12 protein-coding genes are annotated in these 18279 nt (G+C 33.0%); 2 read left to right on the top strand and 10 right to left on the bottom strand.

What is annotated here, in order from left to right:
• Nucleotides 1-29: 29 nt before the first annotated feature.
• Nucleotides 30-2255 carry a glycoside hydrolase family 3 N-terminal domain-containing protein gene (locus tag ACODH8_RS11430; RefSeq protein ID WP_332465040.1) on the bottom strand — a complete coding sequence of 742 codons (2226 nt, stop codon included), beginning with the start codon at nucleotides 2253-2255 and terminating at the stop codon, nucleotides 30-32.
• Nucleotides 2256-5321, bottom strand: coding sequence for an alpha-mannosidase (locus ACODH8_RS11425; RefSeq protein ID WP_332465039.1), 3066 nt, complete (start codon nucleotides 5319-5321; stop codon nucleotides 2256-2258).
• A gap of 171 nt (nucleotides 5322-5492) precedes the next feature.
• Between ACODH8_RS11425 and ACODH8_RS11420 the strand changes: the two genes are divergently transcribed.
• Nucleotides 5493-6644 carry an ROK family transcriptional regulator gene (locus ACODH8_RS11420; protein ID WP_332465038.1) on the top strand — a complete coding sequence of 384 codons (1152 nt, stop codon included), beginning with the start codon at nucleotides 5493-5495 and terminating at the stop codon, nucleotides 6642-6644.
• Between the two features lie 41 nt (nucleotides 6645-6685).
• Here ACODH8_RS11420 and pnp read toward each other — a convergent pair whose 3' ends face one another.
• Nucleotides 6686-8818, bottom strand: a complete 2133-nt coding sequence (pnp, locus tag ACODH8_RS11415) for a polyribonucleotide nucleotidyltransferase (protein ID WP_332465037.1) — start codon at nucleotides 8816-8818, stop codon at nucleotides 6686-6688.
• 167 nt (nucleotides 8819-8985) lie between these two features.
• Nucleotides 8986-9255: a 30S ribosomal protein S15 gene (gene rpsO / locus ACODH8_RS11410; RefSeq protein ID WP_332465036.1), complete on the bottom strand. Its 270-nt coding sequence runs from the start codon at nucleotides 9253-9255 to the stop codon at nucleotides 8986-8988.
• 261 nt (nucleotides 9256-9516) lie between these two features.
• Here rpsO and def point away from each other — a divergent pair, with 261 nt between their 5' ends.
• The gene (def, locus tag ACODH8_RS11405; protein ID WP_332465035.1) at nucleotides 9517-10080 is read left to right on the top strand and encodes a peptide deformylase; all 564 of its coding nucleotides are present in this window, start codon (nucleotides 9517-9519) and stop codon (nucleotides 10078-10080) included.
• Between the two features lie 35 nt (nucleotides 10081-10115).
• Here the strand turns inward: def and ACODH8_RS11400 are convergent, their stop codons facing one another.
• The 6 genes from ACODH8_RS11400 to ACODH8_RS11375 all read right to left on the bottom strand — a co-directional run bounded on the left by ACODH8_RS11400 (nucleotide 10116) and on the right by ACODH8_RS11375 (nucleotide 18056).
• Nucleotides 10116-10892, bottom strand: coding sequence for a Cof-type HAD-IIB family hydrolase (locus ACODH8_RS11400; protein ID WP_332465034.1), 777 nt, complete (start codon nucleotides 10890-10892; stop codon nucleotides 10116-10118).
• A 125-nt stretch (nucleotides 10893-11017) separates the two neighbouring features.
• Nucleotides 11018-14902 (bottom strand): hypothetical protein, encoded by a 3885-nt coding sequence (locus tag ACODH8_RS11395; RefSeq protein ID WP_332465033.1) that lies wholly within the window; start codon nucleotides 14900-14902, stop codon nucleotides 11018-11020.
• A gap of 7 nt (nucleotides 14903-14909) precedes the next feature.
• On the bottom strand, nucleotides 14910-15596 hold the full coding sequence (locus ACODH8_RS11390) for a hypothetical protein (protein ID WP_332465032.1): 687 nt from the start codon (nucleotides 15594-15596) through the stop codon (nucleotides 14910-14912).
• A 60-nt stretch (nucleotides 15597-15656) separates the two neighbouring features.
• Complete coding sequence (locus ACODH8_RS11385; RefSeq protein WP_420503806.1) at nucleotides 15657-16355, bottom strand: LPXTG cell wall anchor domain-containing protein; 699 nt, start codon at nucleotides 16353-16355, stop codon at nucleotides 15657-15659.
• Between the two features lie 29 nt (nucleotides 16356-16384).
• On the bottom strand, nucleotides 16385-17365 hold the full coding sequence (locus tag ACODH8_RS11380) for a BsaA family SipW-dependent biofilm matrix protein (protein WP_332465029.1): 981 nt from the start codon (nucleotides 17363-17365) through the stop codon (nucleotides 16385-16387).
• Nucleotides 17343-18056 (bottom strand): signal peptidase I, encoded by a 714-nt coding sequence (locus ACODH8_RS11375; RefSeq protein ID WP_332465028.1) that lies wholly within the window; start codon nucleotides 18054-18056, stop codon nucleotides 17343-17345. Before ACODH8_RS11375 ends, ACODH8_RS11380 begins: the two co-directional genes overlap by 23 nt.
• Nucleotides 18057-18279 lie beyond the last annotated feature (223 nt).

Here is an 18279-nt window from a genome sequence, read left to right as displayed (position 1 = left end):
GCTGTAAACTTACCTTTTTATCTCTTTTTCTATTGATTCATTTTAATAGTTTGTTCAAATCCTGTAGCTTCAATTATTATATTGAATTTATCTACATGAGTTTCTTCCATCTTTTCGTTGTAGTAATATAGTTCTTCATCAGCTAGAAGGATTTCAAATTGTTTTTCTTCACCACTTTTTAGAAATACTTTTTGGAAACCTTTCAATTCTTTCACTCTAGGTATTACTTTTTCTTGGTGTAATCTTGTATAAAGTTGAATCACTTCTGCCCCATCACTTGAACCAATGTTTTTAATATAGCCAGTCACTTTTCTATTATGATTTTTATCTTTTGAAGATACTGAAATATCATTTATTTCAAACTGAGTATAAGATAAACCAGAGCCAAATAAGTAAGCTCCTTTACCTTGGCTATCGAAGTACTCTTTTTTAAATGACACATCACGATAATTATAATAAACAGGTAACTGTCCCGTATTTTTGGGGATTGTCATAGCTAATTTTCCACTTGGATTTGATTTTCCAGTTAAAATATTAGCAATACCTTCACCACCATATTGCCCAGGATATCCTGCAATAAGAATACTTTCAAAGTAATCTGCTACTTCTTCTAGACAATGTGGACGCCCCTCTATGATAATAGCTGTCATTTTCTTATCCAGTTTAGCTAACTCTTTGACTAATTTAATCTGACACGTTGGTAATCGTAAATCTGCTAAATCAATATTTTCACCACTAGTCATCTCTGCTGATCCAGTTATCGCTGCCCCATTTGCATCAAATGTAGTTGAGAAATCACGTGCACTTGATCCTCCTAAAACGACAATAATATGATCAGCATCTGTTGAAATTCCTATTGATTCTTTAATTCCACCTTCTATTTCAGAAGTAATGGTTGTTCCTTGCGAATGTTTTATTTCAGTACCAGTAAGATTAAAAGCAGTTTTAATTCCAGATAAAACAGAAACACAGTCTTTTTCTTTTTTAAAAGGCGTATAGTCACCTAACTGATTATAAATTAAGTCACTATTTGGCCCTACAACAGTTAATTTATTTATCTTTTCAGGTGATAATGGTAACGTTTGGTTGTCATTTTTTAGTAACACAATTGATTCTTCCACAAGTTTAACAGATAATTCTCGTTTGTACTCCTCATTAAAAGTTGATCCTTGTAAGTCTTGTTCTTCAAACAAACCTAATTTGTCTTTTAGACGTAAGACTCTAAGTACGGCTTGATCTAAAATCTTTTCTTTTAATACTCCTGTTTCAACAGCTTCTTCTAGATAAGGATAAACCTCATCCCATAAACTAATATCGACACCACTTTCAATTGCCCAAGCAGCTGTTTTAACTCTGTCACCAGTCACTTCATATAGTCTGTCTAACGCACAACCGTCAGCCATAACTGCTCCTTTAAATCCAAATTCATCTCGTAAAATTTCAGTTAGTAATTCACGACTTCCATGGCACGGAACACCGTCAATATCATTATAGGCAGCCATACATAACTCTGCACCATTTTTCACAGCTGCTCTCATACTTGGCAAATGGATTTCTCTTAGTTCCCGATTTCCTATATTAACTGGGCCAGCATTATGTCCTCCCATAGCTGAGCCTTGCCCTGCAAAATGTTTTAACACAGCAAGAACTCTATTACTTGGAATTTTTTCTAATTCATTTGACCCTTGCAAACCTCTTAAAGCAGCTAAAGTAAATTGCTTCGTTAGATACGGGTCTTCACTAAAACACTCTTCGGTTCTTCCCCATCTTGGATCTCTAGCAACATCTAAAGTTGAAATTAATCCTAAATGTGCTCCTTTTTCACGAATTTCACTAGCTACAATTTCTTGCACTTGTTCATACAATTCAGGATTCCATGAAGCTCCGCTTGTAATATTAGCTGGGGTTGTTAGGGAATCTAATCCTTGATGACCATGTGGGCATTCTTCTGATAGCAACACAGGGACTCCTAAAGTCGTATTCTCTTTCACGTAATCTTGAATCATCTGACTGACAACACTAGCCTCTTCTTTACTCAGTCCAGTTGTTAAGTTCTTTCCTGACCAAGGATCTGCTCTAAATACGCCATAAATAACACCTACGCCATCCCAACGAGCCACTTCTTCTTTAAATTTCTCACTTAATGAAATGACACCATTTTCTTTTTCATAGGTTTCCCAACCATATAGACGTTGATTTAATTGCCCTACTTTTTCCTTCAAACTCATTTTATTTAATAAAGATTCAATATTCATCTATATCCCTTTTTTCTTTATCAATTTAATTGTTTGGATTTCAAACGGTGCAAATTCTACAGTAAGATTGCCTCCATTGCTTAATTCTAGTTCTTGTAATTCATTTTCCAATAAATCACATAGTACTGCTTTTTCATAAATATCTTCTATTTCAAATACACCAGTAGTTCTCTTATTATGAAATTCATAAGCACGCATAATAGTTGCTTTGCCATCTTCTGATTTTTTAACGGTATCTATCAAGATATTTTTTTGTAACACTTTTCCAAATGTTTTTTCTGCTTGAGGTATATTTTTCGTAATTCTACTAATACCTGGTACATTTAAGTCTAATGATTGCTCAACTGTATCTGCTTCTTGCCATGTTCCCTCATGAGGTAAAATTGAATAAGTAAAAGTATGTTTACCTTGATCAGCTTCTGGATTAGGGTCTGTAGCTGATTTTATCAAACTAATTCCTATTTTTTGATAAGAAACATTAAAACCATATTTAGAGTCTGTAATCACTGAAACCCCATAACCACCTTCTGAAATATCTACCCATTTTTGACCAGACACTTCAAATCTTGCTTTATCCCAAGATGTATTCTCATGAATAGGTCGTTCAATATTACCAAACTGAATATCAAATGTGGCTTTATAACTATGAACTTCTACTGGAAACTCAGCTTTTAGTAATAAGTGTTGCTGATGCCAATCTACTTCTGTTTCAAAGTCAATTCTTCCATTATTTTCATATAAATGGATTTTTTGGCTAATTGTTGATTCTTCATAAACGCGCTCAACTAATAATGTTTTTCTAATAGGACCATCTTCAATTAATTTGGCTTGTTTAACTGATTTAACAGGCCAAACTTTTTCTTTGTAGTAGATATCAATATCCCAAGCATCATAGTTTAAAGGTAAGTCTTCATACACATTTAATTGATTAAAGATCTCACCTTGTGGAATGATTTCACGATGATTCTTTTTATCATAAACAGAAACCAAATCATATTCATCATTAAATTCTAAAATATAAAAAGATGTTTCAATCGTTTTAGATAGTTCTGAATCAACTTGTTTTTCGATTGTTGGTACTTTAACTATCTTCATATCTTGACTACTTAAACTAGGTACATTCGGTACTTCAACTAATACTTTATTTTCAGATGTTACTTGTGTATGTAGTATTTGTCCATCTACTTCAATTGCTTCATTTGAAGCTAGTTCTGTTTCCACTATCATATTTCGTTCAATTCCTAGTGGGTTGAACAACCATAGTTTATTTTCAGCTTGATTATTATCAGAATCACTTACTAACTCATCAATTAATCTTTCAGCTGTTTCAATTGTCTGTTCATATTCACTATCTGTTTGGTCATAAACTTCCTTGATAGAACTTCCTGGTAAAATGTCGTGGAATTGATTTAGAAGAGTTAATTTCCACATTTTTTCAAGTTCTGCTTGTGGATATTTTTCTAAATCTAATAAGCTATACATTTTTTCAACAGATTGTAATAAATTCTCAACTTGACGATTGTATTTTTTATTTTGAGCCATTGAGGTATACGTTCCTCGGTGGTATTCAAAATACAATTCACCCATCCATTTCGGAACTTTTTTATCAGCTATAGTATTTTCTAATTTTTGGAAGAAAGCTTTTGGTGTTGTGGATTCAACTTTAGGCATACCTGGTAAACCTTTATTTAAACGCTTAGCATTCTCAAGCATTTCAATTGTCGGACCACCACCACCGTCACCATAACCATAGGCTACTAATACCTCATCATTAATATCTTTTTGTAAATACCTCTTCCAACTTCCCTTGATTGAAAATGGATCTAAAAGACCATTGTATGTTGTATAGTAAGGAGTTGGACTATAGGCCTCACTTACTGTTGTAATAAAGTGTGTTAGCACTTCACTTCCATCGATTCCCTTCCAATAAAATGTATCACATGGAATTTGGTTAAACTGATTCCACGATATTTTAGTTGTCATAAAATAAGGTGTATTTGTTTTCTTTAAAATTTGAGGTAAAGCTGCTGAGTAACCAAATACATCTGGAAGCCAAAGAATTTGACTATCTTGATTAAATTCTTCTTTTATAAATTGTTTACCATAAACAATTTGACGAACTAATGATTCACCAGAAGTTAGATTACAATCAGCTTCAACCCACATCGCCCCCTCAACTTCCCAACGGCCCTCATCTATTCTCTTTTTAATTTCTTGATATAATTGAGGATATCTCTCTTTAATAAATTGATATAACTGTGGCTGACTTTGAATGAAAGAATAATCTGGATAATCGTCCATCAATTTTAAGACGGTTGAAAAACTTTTTTCTCCTTTTTCAATAGCTTGTTCAACAGTCCATAACCATGCTATATCAATATGTGTATGTCCAACCACTCCTACTGTAGGTTGGTATTGGCTAAACTCTGAACGATAAAGTTCGTCTGCTAAGATAGCTCGTGCCTTTTTTAATCCTTCATAATAACCTTCAGATTGAGGTGAACTAAAATTTAAATAGGTGCTTGCTTTTTTTAATACCCGTTCATAGATTAGACATGAATCTGGCTCTTCTAAAACAGCACGCCAACTTTCTAATGCTACGTAAAAATCATAATAGGTTTGGCGACTGAGCTCGTCGATTAAATTAAGTCTAACGGTTAATGGGTATTTCTTTTCTTCTCTTCCACTAACTAATTCAATTCTTAAATTAATGGTTGTTTTCTCTAAGTAATGTGAAGGAAGTATCATTTCACGATGATTAACATCAATCCCTTGAATTAACACATCATCTAGATATATTTTCATTTGAGGATTTGTTGTATTGTCAGATTCTGTATTAGAGGTGAATAACTCTAATGACATAGCTTGCCCTTTCCAATCTTCTGGAATAGTTATTTCCCCTACAAGCGTATAATCATTGTTTTTTTCTCCAAAATATTGACCTTCTTCTAAGATTTTCATGCCAAATCCTGTTACAAAATTTAGATTAGTTATATTTTTAGACTGAAGATTACGATATCTTCTTAACTCCGAATTCATTCGTTGAATACTTTCTCTTACAAACATCAATTTCCCACCTATCTCCATTTAATAATTAGTTTCCTATTGATTTTAGTTAGTTAGCACGATAAACTTACTATAGTTCATATACTAAGTTAGCCAAAGTTAAATGTCAACCGTTTTCATTATGGTCTTTGTAAATTAAATACCTATTATTTAAATAAATGGAGTGAAGATATGATTACAGATAAATATTATATTCGCGGACAAAATGAATCTCTTATTTTGAGAGAAATTATTAATAAAAAAAATATCTCTAGAGTAGAACTATCGAACCTAACAGGACTGAATAAAGCCTCTGTCTCATCTATTACAAAGAAATTAATAGATACTAAACTAGTTAAAGAAATAGGCACTGGGGATGGCAGTATAACAGGTGGTAGGAAACCCATACTCCTTGCCTTCAACCCAAAAGCTGCAAGTAGTATTTCCTTTGATATTGGCCACAACTATATTGAAGGTTTATTATCATACCTAGATGGAGAAGAAATTGTCTCTATTACAAAAACAGATTTTCCTATAACAAAAACTAATGTTTTATCTTTATTAAATAAAATGATTCAATCTTTAGAAACAAAAGAACCAGATTCACCACATGGGATTGTAGGTATAACGATTGCTATACATGGACTCGTTTATAACAATCACATTATTTTTACTCCTCACTATGATTTAGATCAAATCAATTTAGCAGAAGAATTAAGCCAATTGGTTTCTTATCCTATCTATATTGAAAATGAAGCCAACCTTACAGCGATTGGTGAATATACATTTGCTTCTAATCATAATAACTTGGTCTGTATTAGTATTCATAATGGTATTGGTGCAGGTATTGTATTTGATGGCCTGATTCAAACAGGTAATAATGGAAATGCTGGTGAGATTGGACACTCTACTTTAATTCCAGATGGTAAATTATGTCCTTGTGGTAATCGAGGATGTTTAGAATTATATACTTCTAATAAGAGTATTCTTCAATCTATATTAGAAGTAAAAAAATTAGATGATATCAATTTGAAAGTTGCCCAACAGTTATTTCAAAAAGATGATGCAGAGACAAAAGCTATTATGGAGAAAAGTGCTTATTATTTAAGTATTGGGATTAATAACATTATTACACTTTACGATCCTGAGGTTATAATTATTCAAAGCCCTTTATACAACGAGATACCTGAACTTTTAGATATTGTAACCAATCATCTTCAATGCCAATTTTCTAAAAAAACAACTATTCAAATTAGTTCACTTAATAAAAAAGCTACTCTTTATGGTGCTTTAGCAATCACTGTCCAACATTTTTTAAATATTCAACAGTTAAAATTATTATAGAAAAAAAGAGCTCAGCCTTTCTCGGCTAAGCTCTTTTCTTATTATTTCTCTTCAGTTTTTTCTTCTTTTGGTTTTTCAATCATTACTTTACGTGATGCATTAACGCGACCTTGTTTATCAATTTCAGTTACTTTAACTAAAATTTCGTCGTTCATTTTTAGAACGTCTTCTACTTTAGCTACTCTTTCGTGAGCTAATTGAGAAATATGTACTAAAGCATCTTTGTTACCAAATAAGTTAACGAAAGCACCAAATTTTTCAATACGGACAACTTTAGCTAGGTAAACTTCGCCTAACTCAACTTCACGTACTAATTCTTTAATGATTTCAATTGCACGGTTAATTTTCTCTTGATCAGAATGAGCAATACTTACATTACCTTCTTGATCAATATCAATTTTAACATCAGTTTCTTCGATAATCTTGTTGATGGTTTCTCCACCTTTACCGATAACTGTTTTGATTTTATCAGGTTTGATTTGAATCATTTCAATCTTAGGTGCATATGGGCTTAACTCTTTACTTGGTTCTGCAATAGTTGCTGTTAAGTTAGCTAAGATTTCCATACGAGCTTTTTTAGCTTGCGCTAATGCTTCTGTTAAGATTTGTTCAGTGATACCTTCAATTTTAATATCCATTTGAAGAGCTGTAATACCAGCTGCTGTACCGGCAACTTTAAAGTCCATATCGCCTAAATGATCTTCCATACCTTGGATATCTGTTAAAATTGTGTAGTTATCATCATCCATTACAAGACCCATTGCAATACCAGCAACTGGTGCTTTAATTGGCACACCTGCATGCATTAAAGCTAATGTTCCACCACAGATACTTGCTTGAGAAGAAGAACCGTTTGATTCTAATACTTCTGATACAAGACGAATCATGTATGGGAAATCTTCTTCACTTGGAATAACTTGCGCTAAAGCACGTTCTCCTAATGCCCCATGTCCAATTTCACGACGACCAGGTCCACGACTTGGTCCAGTAGAACCTACTGAGAATTGAGGGAAGTTATAATGATGGATAAATCTCTTACTTTCTTCTGTTCCTAATCCATCAATAATTTGATGCTCACCTAAAGGAGCTAATGTACAAGTTGTTAAAGCTTGTGTTTGCCCACGAGTGAATAGTCCAGAACCATGAACGCGAGGTAAAATACCTGTTTCAGAAGCTAAAGGTCTAATCTCATCAATTTTACGGCCATCAGGACGCACTTTATCAATTGTGATTAAACGACGGACTTCATTTTTTTCCATGTCTTCTAAGATTTGACGAACTTCTTTCATCCACTTAGCTGATTCTTCATCTTCTTCAAATTTTTCTTCGTAGAAGGCTTTGATTTCTTCTTTTAAAGCATCAATGTTATCTTCACGAGCTAATTTTTCTTCTGTTTGAATTGCTTCAACCATACGAGCTTGGTAAGTTTCATTGATTTCTTTTTCTAAGTCAGCATCAACTTGTAATAAAGTAATTTCCATTTTTTCTTTGCCAATTTCTTTAGCAATTTCTTCTTGGAAAGCAACTAAGCGTTTAATTTCAGCATGACCAAATAATAAAGCACCTAACATATCTTCTTCAGATACTTCTTTAGCACCACTTTCAACCATGTTGATAGCATCTTTTGTTCCAGCTACTGTTAATTCAATATCTGATGATTCTAATTGTTCAACAGTTGGATTAATTACATATTCACCGTTTACGCGACCAACATCAACACCCGCGATTGGGCCGTTGAATGGAATATCAGATACACATAAAGCAAGAGAAGAACCTAACATAGCAGCCATTTCTGGTTGGCAATCTTGTTCTACACTCATTACAACGTTTGTAATTTGCACTTCATTTCTGAATCCTTCTGCAAACATTGGGCGAATCGGGCGGTCGATTAAACGAGCAGTTAAAGTTGCGTTTTCACTAGGACGAGCTTCACGTTTAATGAAACCTCCTGGGATTTTACCTACTGCATACATTTTTTCATCATAGTTAACTGTTAATGGAAAGAAATCAACATCTTTCGCTTGTTTTGAAGCAACTGCTGCTGTTAAAACCACAGTATCACCGTATCTTACTAAAACTGAGCCATTAGCTTGTTTAGCCATTTGACCAATTTCAACTGATAAGGGACGACCTCCCCAAGTTGTTTCGAATACTCTTTTTTCAGAATTCAACATTTTAATAATCTCCTTATGTCACCCAATGATAAGTTCTACTAAACAAATGTCAAAATCCTTCCAACATTCTCACATTTGTATAGTAGTGTCGCTTCCATTGTGTGCTATTTTTTTAAAAGAAAAGTGAGATCCAAACCAGACCTCACTCCTCTTATGACTTGTAAAAATTAACGACGTAGACCTAATTTTTGGATTAGTTCACGGTAGCTTTGAACATCGTTGTTACGTAAGTAAGCTAATAAGTTACGACGGTGTCCAATTTTTTTCATTAATCCACGGTATGAATGATGATCTTTTTTGTGGATTTGAGCATGCTCGTTAAGTGCATTAATTTCAGCTGTTAAAACTGCAATTTGTACTTCTGGAGAACCAGTATCTCCTTCATGACGTGCGTACTCTTTAATGATTTCGTTTTTACGTTCTTTTGTAATTGCCATTTCTTTCACCTCTTGGTATTTTTTTGCCCTACAACTGAGTAATTCGTTGGTGACTCGAATAACCTAGAAATAGGATATGTGATAACTTATCACACAATGGTACTTTACAGTATTTTCACTATAAAAGCAAGATTATTACACCATCTTTTTAAAGTTTTATCTAATAATTTCCTTTCTTTTTCAAGAAACAAATATTACAATATTTAAAGAAAGCTATGATAGAATAATATCAAGTTAAGAATAGAAAGGAAGTAACTCTAAATGATTACAATGGATGACATCGTTCGAGAAGGACATCCGACACTTCGTGAAGTTGCTAAAGAAGTTCCATTTCCACTATCTCAAGAAGATATTGAGTTAGGCGAGAAAATGACTGAATTTTTAAAAAACAGTCAAGACCCTGAATTATCAGAAAAATATGGTTTACGAGGCGGTGTAGGTCTAGCTGCTCCTCAATTAGCTATTTCAAAACGTATTATTGCTGTGGAGATTCCTAGCATGACTGAAGATAGTGATGAGCCTTTTTTAAGTACTGTTATGTATAACCCTAAAATTTTAAGTCATTCCGTACAACAAGCAGCCATTGAAGAAGGCGAAGGCTGTTTATCAGTTGATCGTCATGTTCCTGGTCTTGTTATCAGAAACTTTAAAGTCACTTTATCTTATTTAGATAAAGACGGAAATTCACATAAAATTCGCCTTAAAAACTATCCAGCTATTGTGGTTCAACATGAGATTGACCATATTAATGGCGTGATGTTTTACGACCATATTAATAAAGAACGTCCTAACTACGCACCAGATGACGTTTTACTTATTAATTAACAAAAAATCTCTGACTAAATTAGTCAGAGATTTTTTTAGATTAGATTGAATTCTTTTAAGGCATGAACAATGCCACCATCATTATTTGAAAGTGTTACAAAATCTGCTACTTTTTTCAACTCAGGTTTCCCATTAGCCATAACAACACCAACACCTGCATAGGTAATCATCTCTACATCGTTATTACCATCACCAAAAGCAATAATATCTTCTTGTTTGAAACCATATTCTTTAGCAACTAATTTTAAAGTCTCTGCTTTAGAACCGTCTTTTGGTAAAACATCAATCCCGTATTCATGCCATCTAACAAAACGAAATTCAGGGAATTTATTTTCATAGACTGGCATCTTAGCTTCGCTTAATAGGGCAACTATTTGATACACTTTTTCTCGTTTATGGAAATCTTTTTCAACTTCTGGCATAGATTCGCCAAAACTTTCCATCGCTAATTTAGTTTCAGGTTGAAAATCTTGATTTCTAATTTTAGTTTCTGTTAAGCCATTAAAGACTAAATCAATATTTTCTTCATCACTTATAGTAACTAATTTTTCTAAGGCTTCTTGAGATAAAGCATTTCCGTAAATTTGGTTGCCATCGACAAAAGCAACTGCTCCATTACTTAGAATACTATGTTCAATACCTGCTTCTTCTAATACATCTACTGCTATCGGTAGGCTACGTCCTGTCGCTACCATTACCATGTGACCTTCTTGTTGTAATTGTTTGATAGCCTCTTTCGTTTCAGGTAATAACACGTGCTCATCTGTTACTAATGTTCCATCAATATCAAAAACGATTAACTTTTTAGTCATTATTTTCCTCCTAAAATGAACTAAATAAAGTATAACAAATAAAGGAGTAACATAAAAATAAAAAAGAAAAACACAAACAAATTTCAGTTTGTGTTTTTCTGATTATCCTATTGAAACGAAATTATCTAGCTTCCACTAGCAAATTCACAATCATAGTAATACCAAACTATAGTTTCATTATTATTCTTATTAACTTCTGTATGAGTTTTAGTTGCTTTAAAATTCATTGCTGCTAAACGTTTTCCCATAATTCCATTTTGACCGAACGCAAAAGACTCTTCCTCATTACCTGAACTATTAGTATAATACACTTTAATCGGAATAGTCTCAGGTAGAGTATCTAGATTTTTTTCTTCTTTAAGTGATATATCTGGAATAAGCTCACCTTGATTCAATTTTTTTGTTCCAGAACCATCTAACATATCCATTTTGAAGTAATAATCTGCAATGTTTGGGTGACCTTCAGCTAGTAGCCCATTCTCATCTTTAACAAAATCCATCAATTTAGCTGGAACACTTGTATCATTTTTATCAGAGTAAAATTTAACTTTTACTGTTTGATTTTGTGGTACAAGTAACTTACCAAACTTATTAGTAATTGTTTCCCAAGAGTAGTTTAGTGGTGAGTCTGTGGTTGGTTTAAGATAAACCGTTACCCACTTCTCATTTGAGTCATCGGAGTAATCAACTTTGACTTCTTTTTCAGTTTTCAAAGAAGCTTTGTTGTTTTCATCCTTTGTATTAGATTGTTTAAAACCAACATATTCATAATACTGCGGTGTCTTATGACTTAAAACAAAACGATTATTTTCTTTCTTCACCTTTGTTTTAATGGTTTTATAGTCAACCTCTTTTTTCTCTACATCACTTGGTACTTTTACTTGGTTTATTCCATTTTGTTTTTCCCACTTATCATTCGATCGTTGATAAGTCATATAACCCGTTTTAGGAATCTTTATGGAAGAAGAATCTTCTTGAATCACTTGTCTAATATTTAAAGTGACGTCTCTCTCGTCTTCTTCATACACATAATAGATAGTGACATCTTTTATGGCTGGGTCATAAGGAACCGTGAATTTAAGTGTATAGTTTTTTGGCAACTTCTCAAATGTTGATAAATCTATTGTGTCACTCGGACCATGATGATCCACTTGATACAGAGTCGGAATCAATTTTTCATTTACTTTATGCTCTGGTGCTGTTCTAACTAACTCTACTTCTTTCATTACTAAAGTCTCAGTTGGAATACTAAATTCTTCAGTAGTCAACTTTTTCCCATCTTTATCAAGCCCTACATAATGAAGATTAAAATATAAATCTGGGTTTTCTTCGTAATAAAACTTATGATTTCGTTTATTTGATAAATCATAAGGCATCATGCCGTGGGTTTCAGCAATATCTCCTGGACCATTATTTTGAGTATCGCCATTTCCTAATGTATAAATCTTTTCTTCAGATTGACCATTAGCCCATAGGTAGCGATGGCTAAACTTAGGAACCGTTCCATCTTTATCTAATTCACTATCCGAAATTCGTTTAACGGAAACTTCATCATAACCAAATGATGGTTCTGAAATAACCTTCTTATTTGCATCTAAAGGATATCCTAATTTATTAGGATGCTTATCTTCATTTACTTTAGAAACATTATCTTTACGAGGAGTGTACGTCTCATCCTCATTTTTTAATAAGGCTCCACTTGAAGTTACCTCTTGATCTGTATAAAAATTATCATAAACAATTCTCTTAGTCGTTGTTACAAAATTAGAATACCCTTGTGTTTCTAGCATAATCCACACAACGCTATTGTCAGAAACTTCTATGGAATCATCTACTAAAGTTTCTATAGGTGGGTCACCAATGCTATGCTTTATTCCTTCCCAACCATTCGCTTGAGCAATATCTACAGTTTCAAAACCTTTTTGAGAAGCATTATTATATGCATCCATAAATTGATCGTAAGTCGGTTCTAAAATTGTAAATTCATTTGAATTTGCATCATATGGCATTTTAACCATTTTAACTTGTTTTAATTCTGGTTCAACCTTAATATTAAGTTGCTCGTCATGATATGCTGTCCCTATATCAATTTTCATATTGATTTGTTCAGATTCATTATCTGATATGTAACGCTTTTCTTTTTTACTATTTATTTCTATACTGCCAGGAATTTGTCGAGGCGCACCACGCATAAACATAAATTCATACATGTACATATTATATAATCCGTCCTGAGAACTGTTACCTGCTGTACGGCTTTCATATTCACTATAATCCCATCCCCAAGCTACAGCCGCAGACCCATCTAACGCTGTTCTATACATATTACCTGAATTGTCTATTACCATGGTACTTGATTGGTAAGTATACACATCTTCAATATAAGGCATTTCATTTAAAGGGTGTTCTTCTGAATAATCAAACGTCTCTAAATTCGTACTTAAACCAATCCAAGACTTTTCTGATTCCTTAATAGCAGGTATACCTGATTTATTAGTCAATCCGACAGGTAAGTTATCCTTTAATTTAAGTTCTACTATCCAATCTCCAGTATAGCTATCCGTAGCAATCAAAAAATTAGCATCATAGATGGTTGGTGCAACCTCTCTTACTGTATAAACTAAGCGATTACCTTCTCCATCAATAGGAAAAACTTTATTATGTTCATTTTTTTCCCCAAATTCTCCTACTGTTTTCATATATTTCTTATCGTATATCGTAGGATGTAAGCCATCAGCCATCGCACTCCACTGACCGTGTGTTTTATAGCTCAATAAAGCAGATGTAAAATCCACATGCTTTTGTCCTTTAAAAACCGGTGTTTTAACTGTTGTTAAACCACCTTGAGTATCTCCATCTCCTAAAGTCTTAGGCTGTCTTTTAGCTGTGGCAGAATATGTATTCAATTTACTAGGCAGAGGACCATCCGTTCCAAATGAATAAAACGTATTATATCCCCAACTCCATAATCTACCATGAGTATCAATAAAATAACTTACGAATTTCCCTGCTGTAATTTTTTCAGGTGTCGGCTCATACTCTGATGTACTTAAATCATACTGAACTAATTGTGGCGTTTTTATTACACTTGGAGCAGCTTTCTCATACACATGCCCCCACTGATAAACCTCATTATCTTCAGTCAATACTAAATTGACTCCTGTATTAGAGGAGATTCTTTTTATTTTTATATCTCTATCAGAAAACCACGAAACTTTTTCAATACTAGGATCTTTGGCTCCTATTCCGGTCTTTCCATTTCCTCTTTGACCGTATGTATTATTCCCAAAAGTAAAGATTTCCCCTTGATCATTTAAAATTACACCATGATCATTCCCTAAAGAGATATCTGAAATAACACCTACAGTATTTTTAAAATCTGTTAACTCAACTGCCTCTTTTACATATCCTGTCTTTCCTTGAATAACATCATTTGCACCATATCCAAAAGCATACAGCTTATTTTGATCATCTAAAGCATAGGTAAAACTAGCTGCTTCTGAAGAAGTAAAGACCTGAATGATTTTTTTTCCTGATAAGGATGTAACTACTGATGGCCTATTATTAGTACTGGGATTACTTCCGTTACCCATTTGACCTTCTAGTCCTCTCCCCCAGGCGTAAACTACACCTTGCTTATCAACAGCATAGTTAGTATGATACCCCCCTGTAATTGATTCGATTTTAATATTATTTTCAATGAAATATGGAACTCTAAACATTCCACCCGCATATAATTTTATTGGTATTTTACCATTTATATCTTGAATTCCAATTTGCCCAGAAGTATTGTATCCCCAAGCCCAAACAGCTCCTTGGTCATCTAAAGCTGTTCCGCCTAAGTAGTTAGCTTGAGCTTGAGTAAAATTAACTGCAGATGCGGAACCAACAGTGGGAGCATCTTCTACTGCATAGGCTTTTATTGGAAAATAATATAATAAAAGGTAACAGAAAAGTAACAGGAAAATAAAAGGAAATTGATTATTAAAACATCTATTTTTTAATCTCATTTTCCTTTCACCTCTTTTCCTTTTGTAATTTATCGTCTACAAGTTTTAAATTCTTTTCAGTTGGCGCATTATCTCTATTTCCCCACCAAGAAAAGCGGTATTCGTTGTCACGGAAATCTACGGATTCTAACTTAACATCAATTGAAAATTCAGCACCTGAATATAACTCTTTAGCTTCATCCGACAGACTATCTACAGTAACTTCATCAAATAAAACGGGAGATTCTTCACCTGGTTTAATAATTTTTGTATAGTAATAAAAACCATCTTCTCCCAATAGCCAATCAGAGTTAGCTGATATATTATACTTAATACCAAGACTTTCATCTATTGGTAAAATTTCATCACCTTTTTTAAACTCTGGAAAAACTAATAATCTAGCAAAAGCTGGAATATCCCCAGTATTCTTTACAGAAACCGCTTTAGGATAAGGGTTTCCAAACTCAAAAGTTTCAGGTGTTGCAAATTTATCTACCAAAACTACTTCATATTTAAAATTACTTTTAAATTGATTTTCTTTCGAATCGCTTGTTGTAAACCAAGCATAGGTAGAAGCAGATGCAATAGCAATTAGGATAACAATAAACGTACTAATGACCGCTATCTTATTCCAGCTACTAATATCTTTAATTTTGTCTATAAATCTTTTTTTCTTTTTGATTTTTCGTTTAGTTTTAATTTTTTTCTTACTCACTCACATCACACCTTTTTTCAATAAAAGGACACATAAAAATTTATGCATCCTCTTATATCTTTAATTAGTGTTCTTTTCTAAATATATTTTTTGATAAACCACTAATGTCAACAGTACTGATAAGATTGCCAACATTGTCAATAACGTAGTTGCTTTTTCTCCTGTTTTAGGAAGAAAACCTGTAGGAGTTTTCTTTTCTAAAGGTTTTACAACAGGTTCTTTAATATCTTCTGCTGTTGCTTTAACATCCCATCGAACGACAGCTTCACTTGACTCATTCATTAAGTCTTTTATTGGAATATCTGGACTTACATATAGTTCAACTACCATTTTCCTAACTGATTTAGCTGGTAGCTTCCCAAAATAAACAGCACTTCCTTTATCAACTATTTTTTTGCTTTGATTAGCCAAGTTTCCTTCAAAAATAACTTTTCCCTCGTACGTCCACTTCATATCAACTTTTTGAATCAAATTAATTGGTCCTGTAAATTTAATAGGTACCACATCAATTTTAATTCCGATATCTTCTGAGCGGTCATTTCTAATTTCTATTTCCCGAATAATTTTATCTCCGGGAAATAGATCCGTTAGATTAAAGAAGTAACCATTAACATCTGTTAATGATACTCCCTTATCATCCATTAGTAATACGCCTTTAGGAATTTCTTTGTTGTCAGCTGCATCAACATTTCCAGGAGAAATAACGAATAACAGTCCAAACATTGTTAAAGCAATTAACAAATCAACTAATTTTTTCATGTTATTCTCCTTTCAATGAGTTCACTCAATTATTTTGTTAAATTAGCAGTCATCGCATCATATAATACTTTATTAGATGCTTCTGTAATTCCCCATGCTGATAAAGCTTCTTTAGAACCTTGAATACCTTCAGTCATTACTGTTAATTTGTAATCTAAATATTGGAAAGTATTATCGGCTTTGTCATTTAATGTTACACTTCCTAAGAAGAATGGTGTAATTGCTCCACCTTTAACAGCATCTACAAAGTAGAACCAACCGTCTGCTTCATTGTAGAACCATTTTCCAGTTTCTGGTGTATTTGCCATGTTTCCAGTGTGATATGCTAAGTCGATTAAAGGCTCAACTTTTGAAGTTTCAACTTTATCTTTTGCTACAAATGGTGCTTCAGTCCAGTTTCCTAATACTGCATCAGCTTTTGTATAGTATTGGTATTTAACGTTAGTAGCTGTAATAGCTTTATCTTCTAATTTAAAATCAGCTTTGATAGCTCCATTTTGAGATGAAATAACAGAGTAGAAGATTTCTTTAACTCCATTTGATTCAACTTCTCTTACATATAATTTATCATCAGCTGCTAATCCAGTTACTGTATACCCAGCAGCATCTGCTAATTTCCAATCTGGATTTTTACTCATATCGTTAACAGGAACTACAATACTTTTTGCATCATTAATTAATGTATCTGAATAGTTAATTGCTAATTGTTTACCATCAGCTTCTAATTTTTCAATAACTTCTTTGAATGATGCTCTAACAAAAACAGGTTCTTTACCTAAGTTAGCTACACCAACATCTTTTTGAACTTTTTGTCCTGGTTTCCACTCTTCTGGTTCTTTAAAGATTTCCCATACTTTAACTGAATCCGTTGGAATACCACCAGTTTTAAATTTATTCTCTACAGAATCTTGCGCTGTAAACCAAGCAAACGTTGCTGATAAAACCATGATAAACGCTAGTGCTATAGAAGCACCCATTACAAATTTTTTATTTTTTCTTAGATTTTTCATTTTTCTTCCTCCTAGATTTCCTTTTTCTTTTATTTGTTTCTTTTAAATAACTTGTTATCAAATACACAAATAAAAATAACGAAACTACAAAAACGATAACGGATAGTAGGTTCTCGCGAACAAACTTTATTATGGTCCCTACTTTTGGAATCACAAGGACTTTTTTTCCTATAATATTTTCACCACTGATTTCAGGATCGGGACTATTATTGGCATCCCCTTGTGTAATAAAGTTTGGAACATCACTCTTAGAAGTATCTTTTGGCTCTTTTTTTTCTATAACTCTATGGGTTAAGTAAGTATTAGTTGAGTTCACATTTGGAACAAAAGTGATAATATCCCCTACAACTACATCTTTAGGATTAATTTTCTTAACGATAATCATATCACCTGATTGAAAATTCCCTTTTTGATTGGACTTAGTTTTCACCATAGAATCAGTTAATACGTTGTAAAATCGGTAACCCGCAATGGTCTTATCTTCTTTTTGACTTACCATAAATAGGAATGCTCCACCTAATATGAGGATAATTGTGATAAAAAAGACAAAATCCATAAACATTTTTAATGCTGTATATTGTTTTTTAGAAGCACTTTTCTTTCTGCTTTTACTTTTCTTCTCTTTCCCTTTCTTATCATTTCCTCCTTTACTAGTCTTTTTGTTAGGGTTAACTCGATTATTTCCGGACATTTTATTATCCTACCACCCTTTCAAACATGTAATTACCATAAAGAATACACTAATAGAGTTACTTGTATCATATCACTTTAAAAACACTTTTTATACACCTGAATAATTCATAGCTTTAATTCTTTGGTACATTTTATTGAAATATGTATCACTAATATCCCTATCAACTGATTTTGACTAAAAAGTTACTTCAAACATTCACTGTTCAAAAATATTGAGGAAT

This window comes from Vagococcus fluvialis (assembly GCF_048815235.1).
GTDB lineage: Bacteria > Bacillota > Bacilli > Lactobacillales > Vagococcaceae > Vagococcus.
The sequence above is the reverse complement of the archived record's forward strand: the minus strand, read 5'-3'. Positions and strand labels throughout refer to the sequence as shown.